This is a genomic window from Sulfitobacter maritimus, from assembly GCF_013346665.1.
Lineage (GTDB): Bacteria > Pseudomonadota > Alphaproteobacteria > Rhodobacterales > Rhodobacteraceae > Sulfitobacter > Sulfitobacter maritimus.
On the sequence record NZ_JABVBB010000021.1, the window covers coordinates 531942 to 552759 of the forward strand.

The 20818-nt window shown below is 61.2% G+C and carries 26 protein-coding genes; 6 read left to right on the forward strand and 20 right to left on the reverse strand.

Annotation, left to right across the window (positions count from 1 at the left end):
• The 17 genes from HTT03_RS04550 to fabD all read right to left on the reverse strand — a co-directional run bounded on the left by HTT03_RS04550 (position 1) and on the right by fabD (position 13126).
• The gene (locus tag HTT03_RS04550; RefSeq protein WP_174858670.1) at positions 1–420 is read right to left on the reverse strand and encodes a DUF3168 domain-containing protein; all 420 of its coding nucleotides are present in this window, start codon (positions 418–420) and stop codon (positions 1–3) included.
• Entirely contained in the window at positions 417–755 is a 339-nt protein-coding gene (locus HTT03_RS04555) for a phage head closure protein (protein ID WP_174858671.1), read from the reverse strand. Before HTT03_RS04555 ends, HTT03_RS04550 begins: the two co-directional genes overlap by 4 nt.
• Positions 752–1351 carry a head-tail connector protein gene (locus HTT03_RS04560; protein ID WP_174858672.1) on the reverse strand — a complete coding sequence of 200 codons (600 nt, stop codon included), beginning with the start codon at positions 1349–1351 and terminating at the stop codon, positions 752–754. The genes HTT03_RS04555 and HTT03_RS04560 overlap by 4 nt, the downstream gene beginning before the upstream one ends.
• Before the next feature lie 168 nt (positions 1352–1519).
• Entirely contained in the window at positions 1520–2704 is a 1185-nt protein-coding gene (locus HTT03_RS04565) for a phage major capsid protein (protein ID WP_174858673.1), read from the reverse strand.
• A 25-nt stretch (positions 2705–2729) separates the two neighbouring features.
• A complete protein-coding gene (locus tag HTT03_RS04570; protein ID WP_174858674.1) occupies positions 2730–3359 on the reverse strand; it encodes an HK97 family phage prohead protease in 630 nt (209 codons plus the stop codon).
• 23 nt (positions 3360–3382) lie between these two features.
• Positions 3383–3607 carry a GTA head formation protein, RCAP_rcc01685 family gene (locus HTT03_RS04575; RefSeq protein ID WP_174858675.1) on the reverse strand — a complete coding sequence of 75 codons (225 nt, stop codon included), beginning with the start codon at positions 3605–3607 and terminating at the stop codon, positions 3383–3385.
• A complete protein-coding gene (locus HTT03_RS04580; RefSeq protein ID WP_174858676.1) occupies positions 3600–4775 on the reverse strand; it encodes a phage portal protein in 1176 nt (391 codons plus the stop codon). The genes HTT03_RS04575 and HTT03_RS04580 overlap by 8 nt, the downstream gene beginning before the upstream one ends.
• A 130-nt stretch (positions 4776–4905) precedes the next feature.
• Positions 4906–6276 (reverse strand): DNA-packaging protein, encoded by a 1371-nt coding sequence (locus tag HTT03_RS04585; RefSeq protein WP_425506299.1) that lies wholly within the window; start codon positions 6274–6276, stop codon positions 4906–4908.
• Entirely contained in the window at positions 6185–6529 is a 345-nt protein-coding gene (locus tag HTT03_RS04590) for a hypothetical protein (protein WP_174858677.1), read from the reverse strand. Before HTT03_RS04590 ends, HTT03_RS04585 begins: the two co-directional genes overlap by 92 nt.
• Positions 6530–6751: 222 nt before the next feature.
• Positions 6752–7936, reverse strand: a complete 1185-nt coding sequence (gene mltG, locus HTT03_RS04595) for an endolytic transglycosylase MltG (RefSeq protein ID WP_174858678.1) — start codon at positions 7934–7936, stop codon at positions 6752–6754.
• Complete coding sequence (gene fabF / locus HTT03_RS04600) at positions 7937–9196, reverse strand: beta-ketoacyl-ACP synthase II (protein WP_174858679.1); 1260 nt, start codon at positions 9194–9196, stop codon at positions 7937–7939. It abuts the gene before it with no gap.
• A gap of 122 nt (positions 9197–9318) precedes the next feature.
• Positions 9319–9852, reverse strand: a complete 534-nt coding sequence (locus tag HTT03_RS04605; RefSeq protein WP_174858680.1) for a GNAT family N-acetyltransferase — start codon at positions 9850–9852, stop codon at positions 9319–9321.
• Positions 9853–10014: 162 nt separating this feature from the next.
• A complete protein-coding gene (locus tag HTT03_RS04610) occupies positions 10015–10248 on the reverse strand; it encodes an acyl carrier protein (protein ID WP_067261852.1) in 234 nt (77 codons plus the stop codon).
• A 203-nt stretch (positions 10249–10451) separates the two neighbouring features.
• The gene (gene fabG, locus HTT03_RS04615) at positions 10452–11189 is read right to left on the reverse strand and encodes a 3-oxoacyl-[acyl-carrier-protein] reductase (RefSeq protein ID WP_007119971.1); all 738 of its coding nucleotides are present in this window, start codon (positions 11187–11189) and stop codon (positions 10452–10454) included.
• Between the two features lie 22 nt (positions 11190–11211).
• Positions 11212–11781, reverse strand: a complete 570-nt coding sequence (locus HTT03_RS04620; RefSeq protein ID WP_174858681.1) for a COG3904 family protein — start codon at positions 11779–11781, stop codon at positions 11212–11214.
• Positions 11778–12176 (reverse strand): hypothetical protein, encoded by a 399-nt coding sequence (locus HTT03_RS04625; protein WP_174858682.1) that lies wholly within the window; start codon positions 12174–12176, stop codon positions 11778–11780. The genes HTT03_RS04620 and HTT03_RS04625 overlap by 4 nt, the downstream gene beginning before the upstream one ends.
• Before the next feature lie 17 nt (positions 12177–12193).
• Positions 12194–13126: an ACP S-malonyltransferase gene (gene fabD, locus HTT03_RS04630; protein ID WP_174858683.1), complete on the reverse strand. Its 933-nt coding sequence runs from the start codon at positions 13124–13126 to the stop codon at positions 12194–12196.
• Positions 13127–13340: 214 nt separating this feature from the next.
• Here fabD and rpsF point away from each other — a divergent pair, with 214 nt between their 5' ends.
• The 6 genes from rpsF (at position 13341) to HTT03_RS04660 (ending at position 17694) form a co-directional block, all read left to right on the forward strand.
• Positions 13341–13694, forward strand: a complete 354-nt coding sequence (gene rpsF / locus HTT03_RS04635; protein WP_174858684.1) for a 30S ribosomal protein S6 — start codon at positions 13341–13343, stop codon at positions 13692–13694.
• A gap of 28 nt (positions 13695–13722) precedes the next feature.
• Positions 13723–13950, forward strand: coding sequence for a 30S ribosomal protein S18 (rpsR, locus tag HTT03_RS04640; protein WP_005852865.1), 228 nt, complete (start codon positions 13723–13725; stop codon positions 13948–13950).
• A gap of 11 nt (positions 13951–13961) precedes the next feature.
• Entirely contained in the window at positions 13962–14591 is a 630-nt protein-coding gene (rplI, locus tag HTT03_RS04645) for a 50S ribosomal protein L9 (protein WP_174858685.1), read from the forward strand.
• 154 nt (positions 14592–14745) lie between these two features.
• A complete protein-coding gene (locus HTT03_RS04650; RefSeq protein ID WP_174858686.1) occupies positions 14746–15036 on the forward strand; it encodes a hypothetical protein in 291 nt (96 codons plus the stop codon).
• A 127-nt stretch (positions 15037–15163) separates the two neighbouring features.
• A complete protein-coding gene (locus HTT03_RS04655; RefSeq protein WP_174858988.1) occupies positions 15164–15661 on the forward strand; it encodes a lytic transglycosylase domain-containing protein in 498 nt (165 codons plus the stop codon).
• A 74-nt stretch (positions 15662–15735) separates the two neighbouring features.
• A complete protein-coding gene (locus HTT03_RS04660) occupies positions 15736–17694 on the forward strand; it encodes a bifunctional 2',3'-cyclic-nucleotide 2'-phosphodiesterase/3'-nucleotidase (RefSeq protein ID WP_174858687.1) in 1959 nt (652 codons plus the stop codon).
• Positions 17695–17934: 240 nt separating this feature from the next.
• Here the strand turns inward: HTT03_RS04660 and tig are convergent, their stop codons facing one another.
• The 3 genes from tig to HTT03_RS04675 form a co-directional block, all read right to left on the reverse strand.
• Positions 17935–19266 carry a trigger factor gene (tig, locus tag HTT03_RS04665; protein WP_174858688.1) on the reverse strand — a complete coding sequence of 444 codons (1332 nt, stop codon included), beginning with the start codon at positions 19264–19266 and terminating at the stop codon, positions 17935–17937.
• A 153-nt stretch (positions 19267–19419) separates the two neighbouring features.
• Positions 19420–20310, reverse strand: a complete 891-nt coding sequence (locus HTT03_RS04670; RefSeq protein ID WP_174858689.1) for a type IV pili methyl-accepting chemotaxis transducer N-terminal domain-containing protein — start codon at positions 20308–20310, stop codon at positions 19420–19422.
• Between the two features lie 166 nt (positions 20311–20476).
• Positions 20477–20761: a DUF2312 domain-containing protein gene (locus HTT03_RS04675; RefSeq protein WP_174858690.1), complete on the reverse strand. Its 285-nt coding sequence runs from the start codon at positions 20759–20761 to the stop codon at positions 20477–20479.
• Positions 20762–20818: the final 57 nt, after the last annotated feature.

Sequence of the window (20818 nt, forward strand, 5' to 3'; positions counted from 1 at the left end):
TTATGCGCTTTGCTCATCAGCAAGCAGCGCCCGGAACTGAAGGTCGATCTGTCGCGCCTTGCCGCCCTCGGTCCGCCTTGCCTTGGCGCTGTGAAAGTAAAGATCGACCACACGGCCCCGGCTTAACGTCGGCCGCACGTCCCGCAGCGCATCGCAAACAGCGGCGGCGACCTTCTTGGCATGGGCAAATCCGGGCGCGGTGGTAATCACGGACACGCCAAAGCGATGCTCTGCACCTCCGCCAAGGCGGTCCCCGATCCCCATCGCCTGCTCGCTGCCAAGGCGCACATAGGTCTCGGCCAGCGTGCCATCCGGCACTGCGTCATAGACCGCATCTCCAACGAGCGCCGTGACACCCGCATCGGATTGGAGCAGATTGTAGAGCGCCCCCTGAAGGGCTCCTGCAAGTGCATAGGTCATACGACGGTCTCCTCTTGGGCAAAGCAGGTCAAATAGCGGCCTGCACGGTCTGCCTCTGCCACGGCTTGGATCGTGAAAACGCGTGTGCCGTCGCGAAACCGTTGGCGCGCTGTCGGACGTTGCGCTGCGCCCTGCGGCGCCGCACGGACGGTGATCTTAAAGCTCATTCGGCTCACTGCCGTGGCGCTCTGCGCGGTCTCGCGCCCCGTCCGGGGTGTCACCTCAGCCCAAAGCGTGCCTAGAGGCTGCCAGCTTTCGACAAAGCCCCCGGCACCATCGTTGACCCGCTGAGGCGCTTCCAGCGTCAGCGCCCGGTTCAGATGAGGCCGCTTCATGCTGCACCTCCGAAACCCACACGGACTTTGCGATGCCGCTCAATCAGACTACTGACGCCGAAGGGCATACAGCCTTCGCCAAGCGCCGTGTCATCGCGATATTCGTAGTAATGTGCTGCCAGCAACATAACCGCCTGCGCCAGATCATCTGGCAGCCCTTCCCACGCGCTGGCAAACCCCGCGTCAAAGCTGATCAGTGCCGCGCCCGCGCTTGGAATGCGCGGCAGGGTCGGCGTGCTGCTGCGCAACCGCGGCGCCTGCGTATCGCGCTCCAGCCAGTAGCGCTCCGGCTCCACGACGGTTTCAGTCCCGTCGCGCGCCACCAGCGCCAGTCGCGCAATCGTCTGCACTGGCGCGATGGGCAAAACCTGCACCCCTGCATCCCGCCAAAAGGTCAATGATAGCGCAAAGCGCCGCATCAAGAGCGCCTTGCCGGTTCGCGCCTCCACCGCCGCCATCGCCGCCCGCAGGAAACCACGCAGCACCGCATCCTGAAGGTTGTCCTGCGCAAACCCGCTGCCGAGACGCAGATGCGCTCTGAACGCCTCCACCGGCAGCGCCGTATCCGGGACATTAGTTTCCTCGATCAACATCATCGAACGTCTCCAAATTTCGCCCCTCGACCCGGCCACGGGCTTTTCGCAAAATACCGGACGTGCGCCGGTTGCATTGCTCGGTTGGAGGGGAGCAGCTAGACAACACAACCTTCGCAGCGCACGCCCGGACCGAGGCCAAGTCGCCCCGGCCCCGGTTTCGGCACCGGCTTACGCCAGGCCGAATTTCATCAGCTTGATCGCCGCAAAATCGCTCACGTCACCACCGACGCGCTTGGTGGCATAGAACAGCACATGGGGCTTGGCGCTAAAGGGATCGCGCAGAATGCGCAGGTCGGGCCGTTCGGCCACGGTATAGCCCGCCGCGAAATCACCAAAGGCGATGGACATCGAATCTGTTGCCGGATCGGGCATGTCCTCGGCCACCAGCACCGGGTAACCCATCAGCCGCGCCGGCTCGCCCGCCGCCAGCCCGTCGGACCACAAAAAACGCCCGTCGGTGTCCTTCAACTTGCGCACCATCGCCGTGGTCTTGGAGTTCATCACGAAGACCGCGTTCTTGCGGTAGGCGGCACCCAAAGCATAGACCAACTCAACAATCGCATCGGCCTCGGGGTTGGCGTTGGTGCCGCTGGCGACATAGCCCAGATTACCCCAGCTCCATATGTCGTCATCCACCACTGTGTGGCTCAGAAACCCGGTCGGCTTGTCGATCCCGTCACCACTGACAAAAGCCGCCGCCTCAGCCCGCGCAAACTTGTCTGCGATCCGCCCCGCCAGCCAGCCTTCGATGTCAAAGGCGCTATCGTCCAACAGGCGCTGGCTCGCCTTGGGCAACGCGCTTAACTCATGCAACGGCACGGTGATCCGGTCGATCTGCGGCGTGTCCGTCTCTGCCTGCGCGCCACTCTCAGTAGCCCAGCCCGCGCCAACATCCGTGTGGTCCACCAGCACGTCATAAGACGTCGCCTCCACCTGCACGACCGAGGCAATAGACCGGATCGAAGCGCCGGAATTCAGGACTGACTGCACCCGCTCCGAGGTCTGAGGATCGACAAGATAACCACCGTCGGAATTAACCGCCGTGGACATCGACTTGCCGTCCAGTTCCAACCCGCGCAGCCCGTCGTCGTCCCCGTTGCGCAGATAGGCATCAAACGCCTTCTTATGCGGTGCATCAAAGTCCGTCGCGCCTCCAAGAGGTGTTCGGGCAGGCAGGGTCATCTTGCGATCCATCATGGTAATTCGCTCTTCTGATTGTTGAAGTTTACTGTTCATCTCGGCCCGAAAGCCGTTGAAGTCGCTGACAAAACCGCTCACGGCCTGCCGCACTTCCTCCGCCGGGGACAGGTCTGCGCCTGATTTCGTGCTGACGTTTGCATCGCTTTTGCTCATCACATTTCCTCTGTTGTTGTGCAGATCACTGATCGGCCCGGCGCGGCCCGCGCGTCATCTCGGCCCGCGCCTCTTGAAAGGCCGCCGCCATCTCGCGCAGGACTTCACCAACGGCCCTAAACTCGCCCTTTGCCGCGACCCGCGCCGTGGGCAGCATCGGGAAGGTCACCAGTGACACCTCCCAAAGCTCCAATTCCGAAAGCAGCCGCTGGCCCTTAGTGTTCTTGCCAGCCTTCACGGTGCGGTAACCGATGCTCAGCCCGTCAATCGCGCCTGCTTCGATCAGCGCCGCCGCTTCGCGGCCCCGCGCTACGCTGCTCAGAATACGCCCCTTGACCCACAGCCCGCGCTTGTCCTCACGGACCTCGTCCCAAACGCCGATGGGCTCGGCCGGGTCATGCTGCCACAGCATCTTGATGCTGCGCCCGGCGGTTTTGGCGCGCTTCAGGCAGGCCGCATAAGCCCCCGCCTCAACCACATCGCCCCCCTGATCCGCCGCGCCAAAGAGGCTGGCATAGCCGCTGATCTCGACCCCGCCATCAACCTCGGCCACGTTGCCGAACCTGGCGAACTTATGCTCCAACCCCGCCGCCCCGGCAGGCAAAGCTTCCCCGTTCCCCGGCCAAGAACCGGGGTCAATCACCTGATAACCCATTGTATTTCCTCTTGTTCAGCCTGCTACGGCGCCACTACCAGAAAGGATTGGACCGCCTGCGCCAATATCACCGCCACCACGCCGTAAACCGTCAGCCACAGCCGCCGCTCCAGCCGCTCCATCATCTGCTCGATCCGGTCAAACCGCATTTGCATGTTCTCCCGGTGCACCGCGCTGATGGTCTCATGCGCCTGCAGCCGCAGCCCCGGCGCACATTCAAACCGCTCAATCTCCCGGGGCTCATGCATCGTCCGCCACCACCGGCAGCCCCAACAGGCTGCGCTTTTCCGCGTCGGTCAGGAATTCCGCCGCCGACACCCGCGCCCATTGCGCATCGCGTTCCGCTGACAACGCCGGCACCTGATCAAGGTCCGGCTTCAACGTCACCGCCTCGCCCAAATACCCGCTCAACCAATCCGCCAACGCCGCCGTTACCCGTGTCGCCAGCGGCAGCACGGTCAGGCGGTAAAACGCCCGATGCGCCTCTTGATAGTTCGCATAGGTCGCATCCCCCTGAACCCCGATCAGCATCGGCGGCACCCCAAAGGCAAGCGCGATCTCACGCGCCGCACTTTCCTTGGTCTTCTGAAACTCCATGTCTGAGGGCGAAAAGCCCATCGGCTTCCAGTCGAGCCCACCTTCCAGAAGCATTGGCCGCCCCGCGTTCCGCGCGCCCTGATGGTGGCTCTCCATCTCGCTCACCAGACGGTCATACTGGTCTTCGCTCAACTTGCCCTGCCCCTCGGCCCCGCGATACACAATGGCCCCCGAAGGCCGCGCTGCATTGTCCAAAAGCGCCTTCGACCAGCGGCTCGCCGCGTTATGCACATCCATCGCCATGGCCGCCGCCTGCATGGGGCTAAACCCATAATGATCATCCTGCGGGTGAAAATTGCGGATATGGCAAACCGGCGTCACCGGCCCACTCGCATCAAAGCGATGCTTGCGCCCGCCCACCGCATACTCATAGGCCACCGGCCAGCCATCCGCCCCCGGCACCACGCTCATCCGGTCCGAGCGCAGCACATGCAATTCAATCGGCAGCCCGCCCTCGCCGCCCACTGCCTCGACATAGCCATCGCCGCTCAGCAGCATCTGCCCGTAAAGCGCTTCAAACAACTCAGCCCGGCCCTGCCCCGCATTCGGGCGGCGCATCAGCGACATCAACGGATGATCGTCATAGCGCCGCGCCGCGTCCTGCACGACCAGCGGCAAGGCCGCCGCCGCCTCTGCAATCAGCTTGACCGAACGGAACCCTACCGGATTGCCGCAAAACCCCGAACGCGTGAGGCTCACACTATCCCGCGGGCTCCAGGCAACGCGACCGGAGGTCTGATAGGCCACAACCGGCCCGGTCGCCGAGGCTTTTTGCTCCACCGTCTCAGCCGCGCCGCGCCGTAGAAAATCGAATACCATCTGTCGCTCCTCATTCTGCTCGGCCCCGGCAGCGGCGGTTTGCACCCATGCTGCCCGGCGTTGACAGACTTTCTCAATCAAACCTTAAAACCCGTAAAACCCACCGTGCGCTGCTGTGCGCAACACCACGCTAAAGGCTCCGCACCCCCGGACTACGCCACTGCGACGCAGGCTCGATCATCAGCTCATGCAACGCCCAAACCAACGCATCGACACGGTCCGGGCTGCCTTTGCCTTCGTACCCGCGCGCCGTCATCAGACACATCTGGTCCTCCAGCGCATCCAGCCCCGGCAAATGGCCTACCCGCCCCTGCTCGTATAGCGCCGCCACAGGCTCCGCCCGCGCCACTTTGCCCCGCGCCGCGTGCACGGTCTTAAGCGACACCAGCGGATCGACCTGCCGCAAAACCTCGCTGACCAATTGCCCGCCTTGGTTCACCTCGGCCACCAAGCGGTCCGCCCCATAGCGCGTCATCGCCGCAACCGCCGCCTGCGCCCAGCCGTTGGGCGTGGCCCCCTGCACCGTGCAATCGGCCAGCACCACAGCCCGCCAATCCTGCGGCGGCCCTTTAGCCTGCGCCCCGACCACAACGATCCCACATTCATCCGACCCCGCCCCGCTTGTCGTCGCCGGGTCCAAGCCCACCACGATCCGATCCAACTCCGGTGCCGCGCGCATCCGCCCGGCCTCCAACAAAGCCGAGGTCCACAGCGCGCCTTCAGCATCCGCCAGCAAAACCCCATCCAACTCCTGCCGCCCCAGCCGCGTCCCGCGATAGCGCGCCCGCACCTCTTCGAGGAACGACCCCGCCAAGTTCGCCGCATTCGCCTCCGTCGGCGCATGGGTCGTCACCGTCGAGGGCGATTTCAACAGCGCCTTCAGCACGTCCACGTTGCGCGGCGTCGTCGTCACACAGACCTGAGGCCGCTCGCCTAGGCGCAGCGCAAACTGCAACTGATCCCACGCCTCCTGCCCGCGCTTCCACTTCGCCAATTCATCCACCCAAGCCGCATCAAACTGTGGCCCGCGCAGCCCTTCAGGGTCATGCGCCGTATGCACCGTGGCAATCGCCCCATTCGGCCAAACCAAGCGCTTGCGCGTCGCCTCCCAATCGGGCCGCCGATCCGGCGGGCTACAGGCCAAAATCCCGCTATCGCCAAAAATCATCACCTCGCGCACCTGCTCGATGGTCTCGCCCACCAGCGCCACGCGGCTGCACGCGCCGGCGTCGAGCGGACGGCTCCCCTCCACCTTGCTGCGGACCCACTCCGCTCCGGCCCGCGTCTTACCCGCACCGCGCCCGCCCATGATCACCCATGTGCGCCAATCGCCCCCAGGCGGCAGTTGATGATCCAACGCCCAGAACTCGAACAAAAAAGGGAGAGCCAAAAGCTCTCCCTCGTCTAGGTCATTCAGAAACTGCGCCTGGGTCTGAGCATCGGCGCAGGCGATCCAGCTTGCACCCGATGTCAGCCCGCGCTTTGTCCATGTCGAGGGCATAGCCCCCGCGCGCGATTCCAGCTTGTCGGTTTCGACAGTCATTCAGCGTATTCTCCGCTTTCAGGCAATGCGTCAGCAGGCTCGATATCTTCGAGGTCCTGCCGGACACCGCAGTTTCCTTGATTTCCCCCCCGGACTGGGCCTGTTCCGTCAGACCTTCGATTTCACGACGCAACGCGCCGAGTGCATCTTGCAACCCGCGCAGGATTTCTGCGCTGTCTTCGACACTTTGCTCCGGGGTAACTATTGTCATTTTTCTTTACCTCTCGATTGGGATCTCCAACCGACGAGACACAAAAAAACGACCGTCGGGGATACCCCGAGGCCGTTCGCCCACATCTTCTAGCGTGCCACAAGTTCTACGTCAGACCGTGCGCAAAGTCAAGAAAAACAGTGTTAACAGTACGTTACAGAACCGGTCGCCATGGCCTAGACAGCAAAAGGCCCCACCATTTCCGGCAGGGCCTCCAAACCGTTAGTTGCCGCCGGTAGAGGCATTTCCCGCCGCTTCCGCGCCACGTTCAGCCTCAATCCTACGCCACTTCGCGACGTTGGCGTTATGCTCATCCAAGGTCTTGGCAAAGGCATGCCCCCCGGTCCCATCGGCTACGAAGAACACAAAGTCCGTATCCGCCGGCTGGGCCGCCGCCATCAGGCTCGCCCGGCCCGGATTGGCAATCGGGGTCGGTGGCAGGCCGTCAATTACATAGGTGTTCCAAGGTGTCTCCGCCCGCAGTTCCGAGCGCCGCAGCCCCCGACCCAAGACGCCCTTGCCCTCGGTTACGCCGTAAATCACCGTCGGGTCCGTCTGCAGACGCATCCCTTGGTTCAAGCGGTTCACAAAGACGCTCGCCACCTGTTCCCGCTCCGCCGCAACGCCGGTTTCCTTTTCGATGATCGACGCAAGGATCAGCAATTCCTCCGGCGTCTCAATCGGCAGGTCCTCATCCCGCGCTTCAAACGCCGCCGCCAAAAGCACTTCTTGCGCGGCCTGCATCCGTGCGATCAAGGTCGCACGATCGTCCCCCGGGCGCACTTCATAGCTGTCCGGCGCGAGGCTGCCCTCGGCTGGGACCTCATCCACCGAACCGGTCAACTGGTCCACCTGCTTGAGCGCCTCAACCACCTGCCAGCTTGTGACCCCTTCCGCCAGCGCCACACGAAACCGCGTGTCTGCCTTGGTCGAAAGCTCTTCATAGGCCTCAGGCGCTTCCTCCACTCCGGGGGTGAACTCTGCCTGCTCTACAAAACGGTTCGTCGCGGGGTCGAGCTCGCGCACCTGTACGCTCACCCGGTTCACGCCCACGCGGTAGACAACTTCGGTCCCGCAGGTGCTGGCCCCGCCCTGTGTCACCACGTCAACGATGCCCTGCATCGACGTTCCAGCCGGAACCAGAAAACTCCCGGCTTTCAACCGGTCCGACTTGTCCTCATAATCTGCGCCCATGCGAAAGATCGCGGGCGAGGACACCGCGCCCTGCGCCTCCAAATCCTCACTGACCTGCCGCATGTTCGAGCCGCGCTGAACCTGCACACAGATCGCCTGCTCCAGCGGCCCTTCAGAGACATACTCTGACTTGCCCCAAAGCACGACGCCGCCAAGCAGAAACAGGCCGACCACCAGAAACGTGACGGCGTTGGACGCAATATGACGCCACATTTAGCGGACTTTCCCGAACAGAACCGATGCGTTGGTACCGCCAAAACCGAAGGAGTTGCTGAGAGCAACATTAATCTCGCGCTCAACCTTCTTGTTCGGCGCCAGATCAATCGGTGTCTCAACCGCCGGGTTGTCGAGGTTGATCGTCGGCGGCGCCACCTGATCGCGGATCGCCAACATGCAGAAGATCGCCTCAATCGCGCCCGCAGCCCCGAGCAAATGCCCGGTCGCGGATTTGGTCGAAGACATAGTGACCTTACCCGCCGCATCGCCCATCAGCCGCTCTACGGCGCCCAATTCAATCGTATCGGCCATGGTCGACGTGCCATGCGCATTGATGTAGTCCACGTCCTGAGGCTCAAGCCCCGCGTTCTTCAGCGCCGCCCGCATGGAGCGTTCACCGCCCTCGCCATCCTCAGACGGTGCGGTGATGTGATGCGCGTCGCCCGACAGACCATAGCCAAGAACTTCGGCGTAAATCTTGGCACCGCGCGCCTTGGCGTGTTCATATTCTTCCAGCACCACGATGCCCGCGCCCTCGCCCATGACGAAACCATCACGGTCTACATCATAGGGGCGGCTCGCCTTCTGCGGATCGTCGCCGCGCTTTGTCGACAGCGCCTTGCAGGCGTTGAAGCCGGCCATGCCGATCTCACAGATCGCCGCTTCCGCACCGCCTGCAATCATCACATCCGCGTCACCGTATTTGATCAGACGCGCCGCATCACCAATCGCATGTGCGCCGGTCGAACAGGCCGTCACCACCGAATGGTTCGGCCCCTTGAAGCCATAGCGGATCGACACCTGACCAGAAATTAGGTTGATCAACGCCCCCGGCACAAAGAACGGGCTCACGCGGCGTGGGCCCTTCTCGGCCATCATCACGGCGGTGTTCGCGATAGAATTTAACCCACCAATGCCGGAACCGATCAGCACACCGGTGCGTTCTTGGTCTTCCGCTTCGGTTGGCTTCCAGCCCGAATCTTCAACCGCTTGCTGCGCGGCAGCCATACCGAACAGGATAAAGGTATCGACCTTCCGCTGCTCCTTCGGCTCCATGTATTTATTGGCATCAAACGTGCCATCGCTGCCATCGCCGAGCGGCACCTCGCAGGCATATTGGGTCACCAATCTGCTGGGATCAAAGCCGGTGATCGGCCCTGCGCCGGACTGACCATCCAAAATTCGTTTCCAGCTTTCTTCCACACCGTCGGCGAGCGGAGTGACCAACCCCAAACCCGTTACTACAACTCTGCGCATTTTAATGCCCCTTGCCGATAATCTCTCGGCGAACCTCTTACCCTGCAAAAGCCTGTAGACACAAGCATCTGTGGCCTGTCCCCCGGCCAAGGCACAAAAACGCCGATGCGCTTTTCATCAGATCAGACCGGCGGCCCGCGCCGGGTTAACAGCCGCACTGGACGGCCCGAAACCTCGGCCTCACGCAGCAGTTCATAGCCCAATGTCCCGGCGATTTTCAGCGCTGCGATATTGCCCGGTGCGATCATGCAAACGGTGCGGCCTGTAATCACCCGGTCAAACCATTCATGCGCCGCACGGGCGGCCTCGAACCCCAATCGCTGGTCCTGCGCTTCGGGGGCCAACACCAGCCGCGCTTCTGGGTAAGTGTCGAATTCTTCGTCGAAATTTCGTGAGCCAAAGAAAAACCCGGTCTGGCCCAAGACCTCGCGCTGGCGGTGCAACTGAACCGCCCATTGCCCAAAGCCGGTGATCTGCCAATGCCCCGCATTGCGCAAAAACGCATCCCAGGACTGCGCCTTGCTGCGCGGCCCGTCAAAGATACGCGACGCCACCTCCGGCAGCGCCCAAATCTCAGCAAAACGCGGGAAATCTTCAGCCCGCATGGCACGCAGAGTTAGTCGGGCTGTGTTGATAGTCGGGATCGTCCGGGACATGGGGGTGAATTGCCTTCACGCTTGGAATTGGCCTACCGCAGACATGCCGCGTGGCGTCCCAATGGACAAGCCCGCCCCCTGTTCACAAACGAAAACGGCGTCATTCCGCTAGGAACAACGCCGCCTTCAAATCTGTCGTTCGCCGGTCGCCCGGCAGAGGCCTTAGGAGGCTTCTTTGATGAACTTGACCGCATCGCCAACGGTCTGGATGTTCTCAGCGGCGTCATCGGGGATCTCGATGCCGAACTCTTCTTCGAACGCCATCACCAGTTCCACGGTGTCGAGGCTGTCTGCGCCAAGATCGTCGATGAACGACGCATTCTCAGTCACTTTGTCCTCTTCCACGCTCAGGTGTTCCACAACGATCTTTTTCACGCGGTCTGCGACGTCGCTCATAATAAGTCCTCATGTCTTCGGGCCATTCAAGGCCCCTTTTGGTTTCCGCCCGCCGGTAATCGGCGTTTGGAGGATGCCCCAAAAGGGGCGGCTATTATCCTTGTTCGCACAAGGCGGAGGGCACAATCAAGCACCCTTCGTTTCGATTCTGCGCCCCCTTTAGCACATGCGCCGGGCTTGGCAAACGCTATTGCGGTGCAGGGTCACAACATGGCCATACCGCCGTTCACATGCAAGGTGGTTCCGGTCACATAAGCGGCCTCGGCGCTGGAGAGGTAAACCACCGCGGCGGCGATCTCGTCGGGGTCGCCCATGCGACCGGCAGGAATTTGCCCCATGATTCCAGACTTCTGCTCGTCTGTCAGCTTGTCTGTCATAGCTGTGGTAATGAAACCCGGTGCCACGGCGTTCACCGTGATGCCCCGGCTGGCAACTTCATAGGCCAACGACTTCGACATGCCCACAACACCCGCTTTGGAGGCCGCATAGTTCGCCTGACCCGGGTTGCCGGTGGCCCCCACCACGCTGGAGATATTGATGATCCGGCCCCAACGCGCCTTCATCATCCCGCGCATCACGCCTTTGCAAAGCTTAAACGTCGCGGTGAGGTTCACGTTCAGCACCGAGTTCCACTCGTCATCCGACATCCGCATAAACAGGTTGTCGCGGGTGATACCGGCGTTGTTGACCAAAATATCGACCGAGCCCATCGCCTCCGCCGCCTGTTTCGGCAGTGCATCGACGGCTTCCATATCGCTTAGGTTACACGGCAGCACATGGGCGCGCTCGCCCAACTCAGCCTTCAGCGCCTCCAGCGGTTCGGTCCGCGTCCCCGACAGGCCGACGGTCGCCCCTTGGGCATGCAGCTTGCGCGCAATGTCGGCACCGATGCCCCCAGACGCCCCAGTGATGAGCGCGTTCTTTCCTGTAAGATCAAACATATGTCTTCCTTTATCCTGTCTCTCAGGGCTGTGTCAGCAGCCCATAGCGGCGAATTTCGGCCGCCGTCATTTCGTGTATCTCGTTCGAAGGCGCGGCCTGCAAGGTAAACCAGTAAAAGGCATCGCTGCCCAGCATCTGAGTCACATAGCGGCGGGTCATCTGATGCTCGGAGGCATTGCGCGGGTAGCTGCTGCCCTCACGGTACCCGTTGCGCCATGAATGCACCCGCAGTTTAGCGCCCGGAGCCATGCGCCGTTCCACTCCGGCAAGAAACAATTCCACACCGCCGGAATCAACAACGCTATTGGATCGCAACTCCGTCGCCAGCCCCATCGCTCGGATGCGTCGCCCCATGCGGTGGGTGGCCGCAGCGTCGATAGACCCGTCGATCCGCCCCAGCACCACCGTATCAACCCGAGGATTCACACGAAGGTTGCGCTCGAAATTCGCGGGTGTTCGGCTGGTGATCGTGCCAGAGACCAGCAGGTAAGGCCCTTGCACCTGCATCCGCATGCCATCGCGGGCGTTCTCCAGCGTCCCGCAAGCCGCAATGGCAAGCAGTAAAGCAAAGGCCGCAACAAGACGGATCATGCGCCGAGCGGCGTCCGCTCGCCCATCATATACCGCAGCACGTCCACCACATCGAAGGCCAGTGAGATCAGCAAGGTCACCAGCACCACGCGGATGATCCACCGCGCCGCAATCGGCATCGCGTCCCTGGCCTGTTTGCGAAACAGATAGACCGCCAGCGGCCCCCAGATCAGCAGATGCGGCAGGCCCAGCAGTTTGACGTATCCCATCTGCCGGAACATGCCGTAAACCGCAGCGCCCGTCAGGATGCTCGCCATCACGGTGATCAGCCCAACCTTACGGCTCTGCGGCCAGAACAGCAGCGCCAGCGGCAGGACAGCCACCGCAAAGACCAGCCAGTAGAACCACCAGATCAGCCAGTCCGGCAAAAGCGTCAGCGTTTCTTGGAGCGTCATGCTGGTCCTTTCTAGGTTCAGGCGTCCCGCGCGGCGGTAACCTCATCTGGCGTGCCAATGCTGCGGGTCGCGACGGATTTGTCGATCCGGCGGATCATGCCTGACAACGCCTTGCCCGCGCCGATCTCCCAGGCCTCGGTCACGCCCTGAGCGGCCATCCATTCAACCGAAGAGCGCCAGCGCACCCGGCCTGTGACCTGCTCTACCAGCAGATCGCGAATCTTTGCAGCATCAGTGACCGCCTCAGCGGTGACATTCGCTACCAGCGGCACGGCGGGATCGTTAAAGGTGACCTCACCCAAAGCCCGCGCCATCTCGTCGGCAGCAGGCCCCATCAGCGGGCAATGGAATGGTGCAGAGACCGGCAGCAACAACGCCCGTTTCGCACCGGCGTCCTTGGCCATCGCCACAGCCCGCTCCACAGCAGCCTTATGGCCCGACAGCACGTTCTGGCTCGGATCGTTTTCGTTGGCAACTTGGCAAACCTCGCCTTCAGCGGCGGCTTCGGCCAGTTTTTCGGTCTCCTCAATACCCAGCCCAAGGATCGCGGCCATGGCCCCCTCGCCCACCGGTACGGCGGCTTGCATCGCCTTGCCGCGAATCCGCAGCAAACGTGCTGTGTCCGCCAACGACAGCGAACCCGCCGCGCAAAGCGCGGAATACTCACCCAGACTGTGCCCCGCGACATAGGCGGCCTTATCTACGGTGACCCCTTCCGCTTTCAGCGCGGCCATCGCAGCCATCGACGTCGCCATCAGCGCTGGCTGGGCGTTCTGGGTCAAGGTCAGCGTCTCAATGTCGCCCTCCCAGATCAACTCCGACAGCTTCTCACCCAAAGCGTCGTCAACCTCTTGAAAGACGGCGCGGGCCTGCGGATAGGCGTCAGCCAGATCGCGGCCCATGCCGATGGTCTGGGCGCCCTGGCCCGGGAAAACGAATGCAATGCTCATGGTTGCGGCCTCTCTTATGCGTTTTGCCTGATGTATCCGCTACGCCAGCGCCGAACAAGCCTTGCTGCGGCTGCTTGGGGCTTGCCGTGCGGCGCAAACCGTGTATACGGGCGCTTCCTTGCACAGCATATGAACCGCGCAGACTCTCGTGGTGGGGTCGCAAGGATTTTGCCCCGCCTATGAAATGCGCCTTGATATAAATATAGGAGTGCACATGCCGCTATATGAGCATGTTATGATTGCGCGTCAGGACCTGTCCAACACGCAAGCAGAAGGCCTCATCGAACACTTTGGCACCGTCCTCGCGGACAACGACGGCAAGCTCGTCGACAGCGAGTACTGGGGCGTCAAAACGATGGCCTACAAGATCAACAAAAACCGCAAGGGCCACTATGCCTTCCTGCGTTCGGACGCCCCCGCGACCGCCGTGCAGGAAATGGAACGCCTGATGCGCCTGCATGACGATGTGATGCGTGTTCTGACCATCAAGGTCGACGAGCACAAAGAACTGCCGTCCGTACAGATGCAAAAGCGTGACGAGCGGTCCGACCGCCGCGAACGCCGTTGATCAACGCTTGAAGAAAAGGACTTAAATCATGGCTGCAAAACCATTTTTCCGTCGTCGTAAAGTCTGCCCCTTCTCGGGCGACAACGCACCTGCGATCGATTACAAGGACACACGTCTGCTGCAACGCTACATCTCTGAGCGTGGCAAGATCGTTCCTTCCCGTATCACCGCCGTATCGGCCAAGAAACAACGCGAGCTGGCCCGTGCCATCAAACGCGCTCGTTTCCTCGCCCTGCTGCCCTACGCCGTTAAGTAAGGAGAGAGCACATGCAAGTTATCCTTCTGGAACGTGTGGCCAAACTGGGCCAGATGGGCGAAGTCGTGGACGTAAAGCCCGGCTATGCTCGCAACTACCTGCTGCCACAAGGCAAGGCGCTGTCGGCCTCCAAGGCCAACGTCGAAGCCTTTGAAGGTCAGAAAGCCCAGCTTGAGGCGCAAAACCTTGAGACCAAAAAAGAAGCCGAGCAACTGGCCGAAAAGCTGAACGGTCAGCAGTTCGTCGTGATTCGCTCCGCTTCTGACGCAGGCGCGCTCTATGGCTCCGTCACCACCCGTGACGCCGCCGAAGCCGCCACCGAAGAAGGTTTTTCGGTTGACCGCAAGCAGGTCGTTCTGGGCCAGCCGATCAAATATCTTGGCGTCCATGAAGTGCAGATCGTTCTGCACCCCGAAGTGACCGTCTCCATCGAGCTGAACGTCGCACGTTCGCCCGAAGAGGCCGAGCTTCAGGCGTCCGGCAAGTCGATCCAAGAATTGGCCGCCGAAGAAGAAGCCGCTGCTGAATTCGAGATCTCGGAACTGTTCGACGACATCGGCTCTGCCGCTGACGAAGACGATGACGACTCGAACATGGTGCGCACGCCTGAGGGCGACGCGCAGGACGACAGCAACAGCTGATCGATCTGTCAGAAGCAAAGATTTAACGCCGTGCGGTCCTCCGCGCGGCGTTTTTCGTGGCCCTCCCTGCCGCCCTGCCATTTGGGCGCTCAAACCCCTGCAAAATCGGTTAAATTTGTGCTATGCTGTCCCCATTCAGCATGGAGGATGCCACATGCGCTACATCACTATTACCACTTGGGAGAATAACGACGGGGCCGACTATGATGTCACCCTGCGCGCGATAGAAGAAAAGCGGCTGCCCGCGCTCAAAGGTTTCGGCGCCAGCCGGATCACGGTTGTGCGCACCTCTGATCGGACCAGCGCGGTCATTACCGAATGGCCCGATAAGGCCACCCGCGACGCGGCGGAGCTCAAGATTGACGAGGTACGCCGCACCGTCAAACGCGACGATCAGACACGGATGACCGGCGAGATGCGAGGCGAAATCGTCGCCGACGTTTGACACCGGCCTGACATCGCTCACCGGACCGAATTATGTGGCAACGCGCCGCGCATCGCTCAGCGCGGCGCTTGCCCGACGGGCGGGTCTGGGCGATCTTCCCGGCGTTCTAACAAGTTTCGGTATTTCCATGCCCCAGACCAAACGCCGCCTGTTCATGATACTCATCGCTGCCACGGCTCTGACCGCCTGCAACGCGGTCCCCACGGCAAACACCGCAGCCGAGGCCCACACGACGCCCGAGCCTGCACTGCCGCTGCACCCGAATGAGACGCCGGAACTGCGGCGCAAGATCAACTACTGGGCCGATCACTACGACCTGCCACGGCCCTTGGTACACCGTCTGGCGATCCGCGAGAGCACCCATAACCCGAAAGCGCGCAACGGCCCCTACTACGGCCTACTGCAAATCCTCCCCGCCACGGCCCGCTCCATGGGGTTTCGCGGCAAAGCCGCTGATCTGCTGAACGCCGACACCAACTTGCAATATGCGCTGAAATACCTGCGCGGGGCGTGGCTCTTGTCCGATGGCGACCATGCGACCGCGATCAAATGGTATGCCCGCGGCTATTATTACGAGGCCAAACGCCGCGGGATGCTGGTGGAAACCGGCCTGCGCGGCGGCTGAGCGAAGTTCACGCTTGCAAGGACGCGGGGGGATGCTCAAGCTGCGGTTGAAGTCTCACCAAAGGATCGCCGCCCATGACCCTCCGCCTTAACCGCCGCCATTTCCTCGCCGGTTCTGCCGGTTTGCTCGCCCTGCACCCCTTCTCCGTCAACGCGGCCGCCAATCAGGCCCATCTGCGCCTGCTGGAAACGACGGACCTGCATGTGCATGTCTTCCCCTACGACTATTACGCAGACAAGGAGGTCGACACTCTCGGCCTTGCCCGCACGGCCAGCATCATCAACGAGATTCGCGCCGAGGCCACCAATACGCTGACCCTCGACAATGGCGACTTTCTGCAGGGCAACCCGATGGGCGATTTCATCGCCTACGAGCGGGGCATGAAAGAAGGCGACATGCACCCCGTCATCCAAGCGATGAACACTGTGGGCTTTGATGCCTCGACTTTGGGCAATCATGAGTTCAACTACGGCCTTGATTTTTTGATGAAATCCCTCGCCGGAGCGGACTTTCCGGTGGTTAGCGCCAATGTGGTCAAAGAAGTCGGCGCGGAGCCCACACAGGACACGACCCTGCTCAAACCCTATGTGATCCTTGAGCGCAAACTAAAGGATGGCGCGGGCGAGGAGCATCCTATCAAGATCGGCCTGATCGGATTTGTCCCGCCCCAGATCATGAACTGGGACCGCCGCCATCTCGAAGGCAAAGTGCAGGCACGTGATATTCTTGAGACCGCCCGCGCTTGGGTGCCGCAGATGAAAGAGGCCGGGGCCGATATCACCATCGCCCTGTCCCACTCCGGCATCGGCGCGGCCAAGCCCGAAGAGATGATGGAAAACGCTTCTGTCCCGCTTGCCGCCATCGACGGTATTGACGCGATTATGACCGGTCATAGCCACCTCGTCTTTCCGTCTGACTCCTATGCCAATCACGAGGCGGTGAATGTGTCACGCGGCACGATCCACGGCAAACCCGCCACAATGGGCGGTTTCTGGGGTAGTCACTTAGGCCTGATTGACCTGATGCTGGAACGCGATGCTGGCGGCTGGCGCATCGCCACCCACAGCGCCGAGGCCCGCGCCATTTCGCAGCGCAAGGAAGACCGCTCGGTCATGCCGCTGGTGCCGAGCGATCCAAAGGTCTTGGCCTCGGTCGAAAAGGAACATCAAGAGACCCTCGCCTATGTCCGCCGCCCGGTTGGCAAGACAAACGCGAACCTGCACAGCTATTTCGCTTTGGTGGCAGATGATCCGTCAGTGCAAATCGTCTCAAATGCGCAGCGCTGGTACATCGAACAGATGCTAAAGGGGACCGAACACGAAGGGCTGCCGATCCTATCCGCCGCGGCCCCTTTCAAGGCCGGTGGCCGGGGCGGGCCGGAGTATTACACCGACGTGCCCAAGGGCGATGTGGCGATCAAAAACGTCGCCGATCTCTACCTTTACCCCAACACCGCCCGCGCTGTGCGGGTCACGGGCGCGCAGGTGAAGGATTGGCTCGAACGCTCTGCGGGAATGTTCAACCAGATCACGCCGGGCGAAGCCGACCAGCCGCTGCTGAATGACAGTTTCCCGAGCTATAATTTCGATGTGATCGACGGGGTAACCTATCAGATCGACCTCAGCCAACCCTCCAAGTTCGGCCCTAAAGGCGAAGTGGTAAACCCCAAGGCCAACCGGATCACGGACCTTCAATTCGACGGGAAACCGATCAACCCAAAAGCCGAATTCATCATCGCAACCAACAACTACCGCGCTTCCGGTGGCGGCGCATTCCCCGGTGCCATGGGCGATACGATCGTCTTCGAGGGGCCAGACACCAACCGTGATGTGATCGTGCGCTATATTGTCGAGCAAGGCACCGTGAACCCTCGCGCCGATGCCAACTGGCGCTTTGCGCCGATGCCCGACACCAGCGTGCTCTTTGCAACCGGTCCCAAAGCTGCGGATTACATGGATGAGGTCCAAAGCGTCGAGATGGAACAAATCGGCGACACAGAAGCGGGCTTTGCTCAGTTCCGCATCACGCTCTGAACAGGGGCTAGCGGCGGCCCACCTTGATTCAGCAGTTCCTTCCGCGGCTTATATCGGAGGGAACCTGCGCGACATCGGTAACGACACTGTAAGCGCCGAATTGGTGCAGGGGCACGAGGAGGAGGCGGGCGATGCCCGCTGTGCCGCTGGGCGGGCGTCCTCCAAAACTCCCGCGCCTAAAACGAAACAGGGGCAACGGTTGCCCGTCGCCCCTGCCCCAATCGCGATCTACGAAAAGGCTTATTCGTCGTCGAGTTCCTCAACGGCCTTCTGAAGCTCGTCCTTGGAGATCTCTTTCTCGGTCACTTTGGCCTGCTCGACCACATGGTCGACAACCTTGTCTTCAAAGATCGGCGCGCGCATCTGCTGCTGCATCTGCTGGTTCTGCTGCACGAACTCAAAGAACTGACGCTCCTGACCCGGATACTGACGCGCTTGGTTCATGATCGCCTGTGTCATCTCGGCGTCGGTCACCTGAACGTCGGCCTTCTGGCCCAGCTCAGCCAAGAGCAAGCCCAAACGCACGCGACGCTCGGCCAGTGTTTTGTGCTCGTCGGTCGCTTCGATCTCGGGGTGATCGTGGCCCTGAACGTCAGGGTTTTCCTCGTGCCACAGCTGATGCGCGATCTGCTTGGCTTCCGCATCGACCAGCGAGGGCGGCAGGTCAAAGCTTACTTGCTTGTCCAGCGCGTCGAGCAGGTTACGCTTCATCACAGCGCGCGAAGCACCAGCATATTCGGCTTCCAGACGCTCAGCGATCTGGCCTTTCAGCGCGTCGAGATCTTCGGCACCGAACTTCTTGGCCATCTCGTCGTTGACCTCAGCTGCGACAGGCTCTTTCACTTCTTTGACGGTGCAAGCGAATGTCGCTTCTTTACCGGCCAGATGCTCCGCCTGATACTCTTCGGGGAAGTTCACAACGACGGATTTCTCATCGCCCGCCTTTGCGCCGACCAGCTGCTCTTCGAAACCGGGGATGAAGGAGTTGGAGCCCAGCACCAGCGGGTAATCTTCGGCCGCGCCACCTTCAAATTCTTCACCGTCGACAGAGCCTTTGAAGTCGATCACAACCTGATCGCCGTCTTGGGCTTCGGCATCCGCATCGCGCGCTTTGAAGTCCTGCGCGGTCTCGGCAAGGTTCGCCAGCGCTTCTTCAACGGCGGCGTCATCGGCTTTGACAACGAGTTTTTCCAGCTCGATCTGGCTCAGATCAACCTCAGGAATTTCGGGCAGTTTTTCATAGGACATGGAAACTTCGACGTCATCGCCTTCTTTCCAGTCTTCATTGGTCATTTTGACCTCAGGCTGCATCGCGGGGCGGTCGCCGGACTTCTCGAAATGCTCGTTCATCGCGCCGTCGATGCTTTCCTGCATCGCTTCGCCCATAACCTTCTGACCGAACTGCTTTTTCAGCAGCGCCATTGGCACCTTGCCCTTGCGGAAGCCTTTCATTTCGACTTCGGGCTGTGCTTCGGCCAGCTTTTCGTTGACCTTGGCGTCAAGTTCATCGGCGGTGACGGTGATGGTGTAACCGCGTTTCAGACCTTCGTTCAGCGTCTCGTTGACCTGCATGTGTGCTCCATAGGGTAAGGCCGCGCAGACTAAGGGCGCGGGCGAAAATTTCCGCCCTTCTATGTGCCTTGCCCTTCACGCGCAAGGGGATTTGCCCTTGTCATGGGCAGTTGGCGGCGAAATTCTGGATGCCAGCCAAGCACGCCAGCGCTCTTACAGCTTTGCATAGCTTCGCGCGGCCTGTTTGGTTTTGAAAAGCAACCTATTGCTAAGTGCAATCATGTCTTCGAGCGCCTCGTGATCAAGGTCCCCCCCCGCCGCGACCTGATCTGCAATCTCTGCCAGTGGGGTCCAAAGAACGCGCACGGCTTTCAACTTGCGTGCCATGGCGGGCGTGGGTTTCAGAATACCGCGCGCCATATTACCGCGCTCCAACGCTGCCTGTGCGGTTTCAAAAGCCTGCAAGGTTTCCTTTAACCGTCGTTGCATGCGAGGGCGGTCGATGTTCAAAGCGGCAAAACATATTTCCTTGGTAAGCTTTTGCGAAAGCATGGTCTGACGCCGCGCCAACTCCACCGTATCGGACAATTGTCGGTTCGCCTTGCTCCCATGGGCCGCGCGTACCCGCTCAACCAGTGCATTGGACATCTCCAGCAACGGATCGCTCAACAGCATGACCTGCGACACCGGAACACTGTGCAAATCTCCCGCGCCTACCTGTAACGTTGCCGCACGGTAGGTGGCGAAGATCGGTGCAACGGCGTCTAAAGCCGTCAGCACCCCCGGATCTTCTTCGGGCAGAATCGCCATGTTCTCATCCCCCGTCCGCAATGCCCGCATGGTGGTATGAAACAGATCCGCCGAGCCGCGCGCCTTGTCCGATTCTGCGCCGGGATCAATGCCGCCCATCACCAAACAGACCGATCGGCCCATCTGCTCGGTCAATAACCGCTGACGGTCGGCGAGCTTTAACTTATTCGCCGCGTTGCCTTGCGCTGTGATCGACTGCACCTGCGCGAATGCGGGATGCGTGAGCATCACCACAAGCGCGAGCACCCAGATCAAGGCCCCCCCGATCCAACGTTTAAATTGCGAACTGCCCATGCAATATCCCGTCCCGACTGATAACCGGGCCAATCTAGGCGCGGGTGTCTTAATATCGGGTAAGCTCAAAACAGGATGGTCATCGGGCGGGTGCCGCCACAAACAAAAACAGCGCCCGCGAGGGGGCGCTGTTATCAACTGGCGACGCTCGTAAAGCCCGGCGGGCTTACATGCCAAGTGCTTCCTTGTACATGTCCAACACGGCCTCTTCTTCGGCGATGTCGTCCTTGTCGCGTTTGCGCAGCGCGATCACCTTGCGCAGCACCTTGGTGTCGTAACCACGAGATTTGGCTTCGGCCATCACCTCTTTTTGCTGCTCAGCAAGGTCTTTTTTCTCCGCGTCCAGCCGCTCGATCCGCTCGACAAACTGACGCAGCTCATTGGCGGTCACGCGGTAGGTTGCATCACCTTCGGATTCGACAACGTCGGGATTGGTGCTGGTATCGCTCATGGGAAGTCCTCACGGAATGGCTGGCTCTGGCGGGTTTGACTACAGCCTGCATGGCGC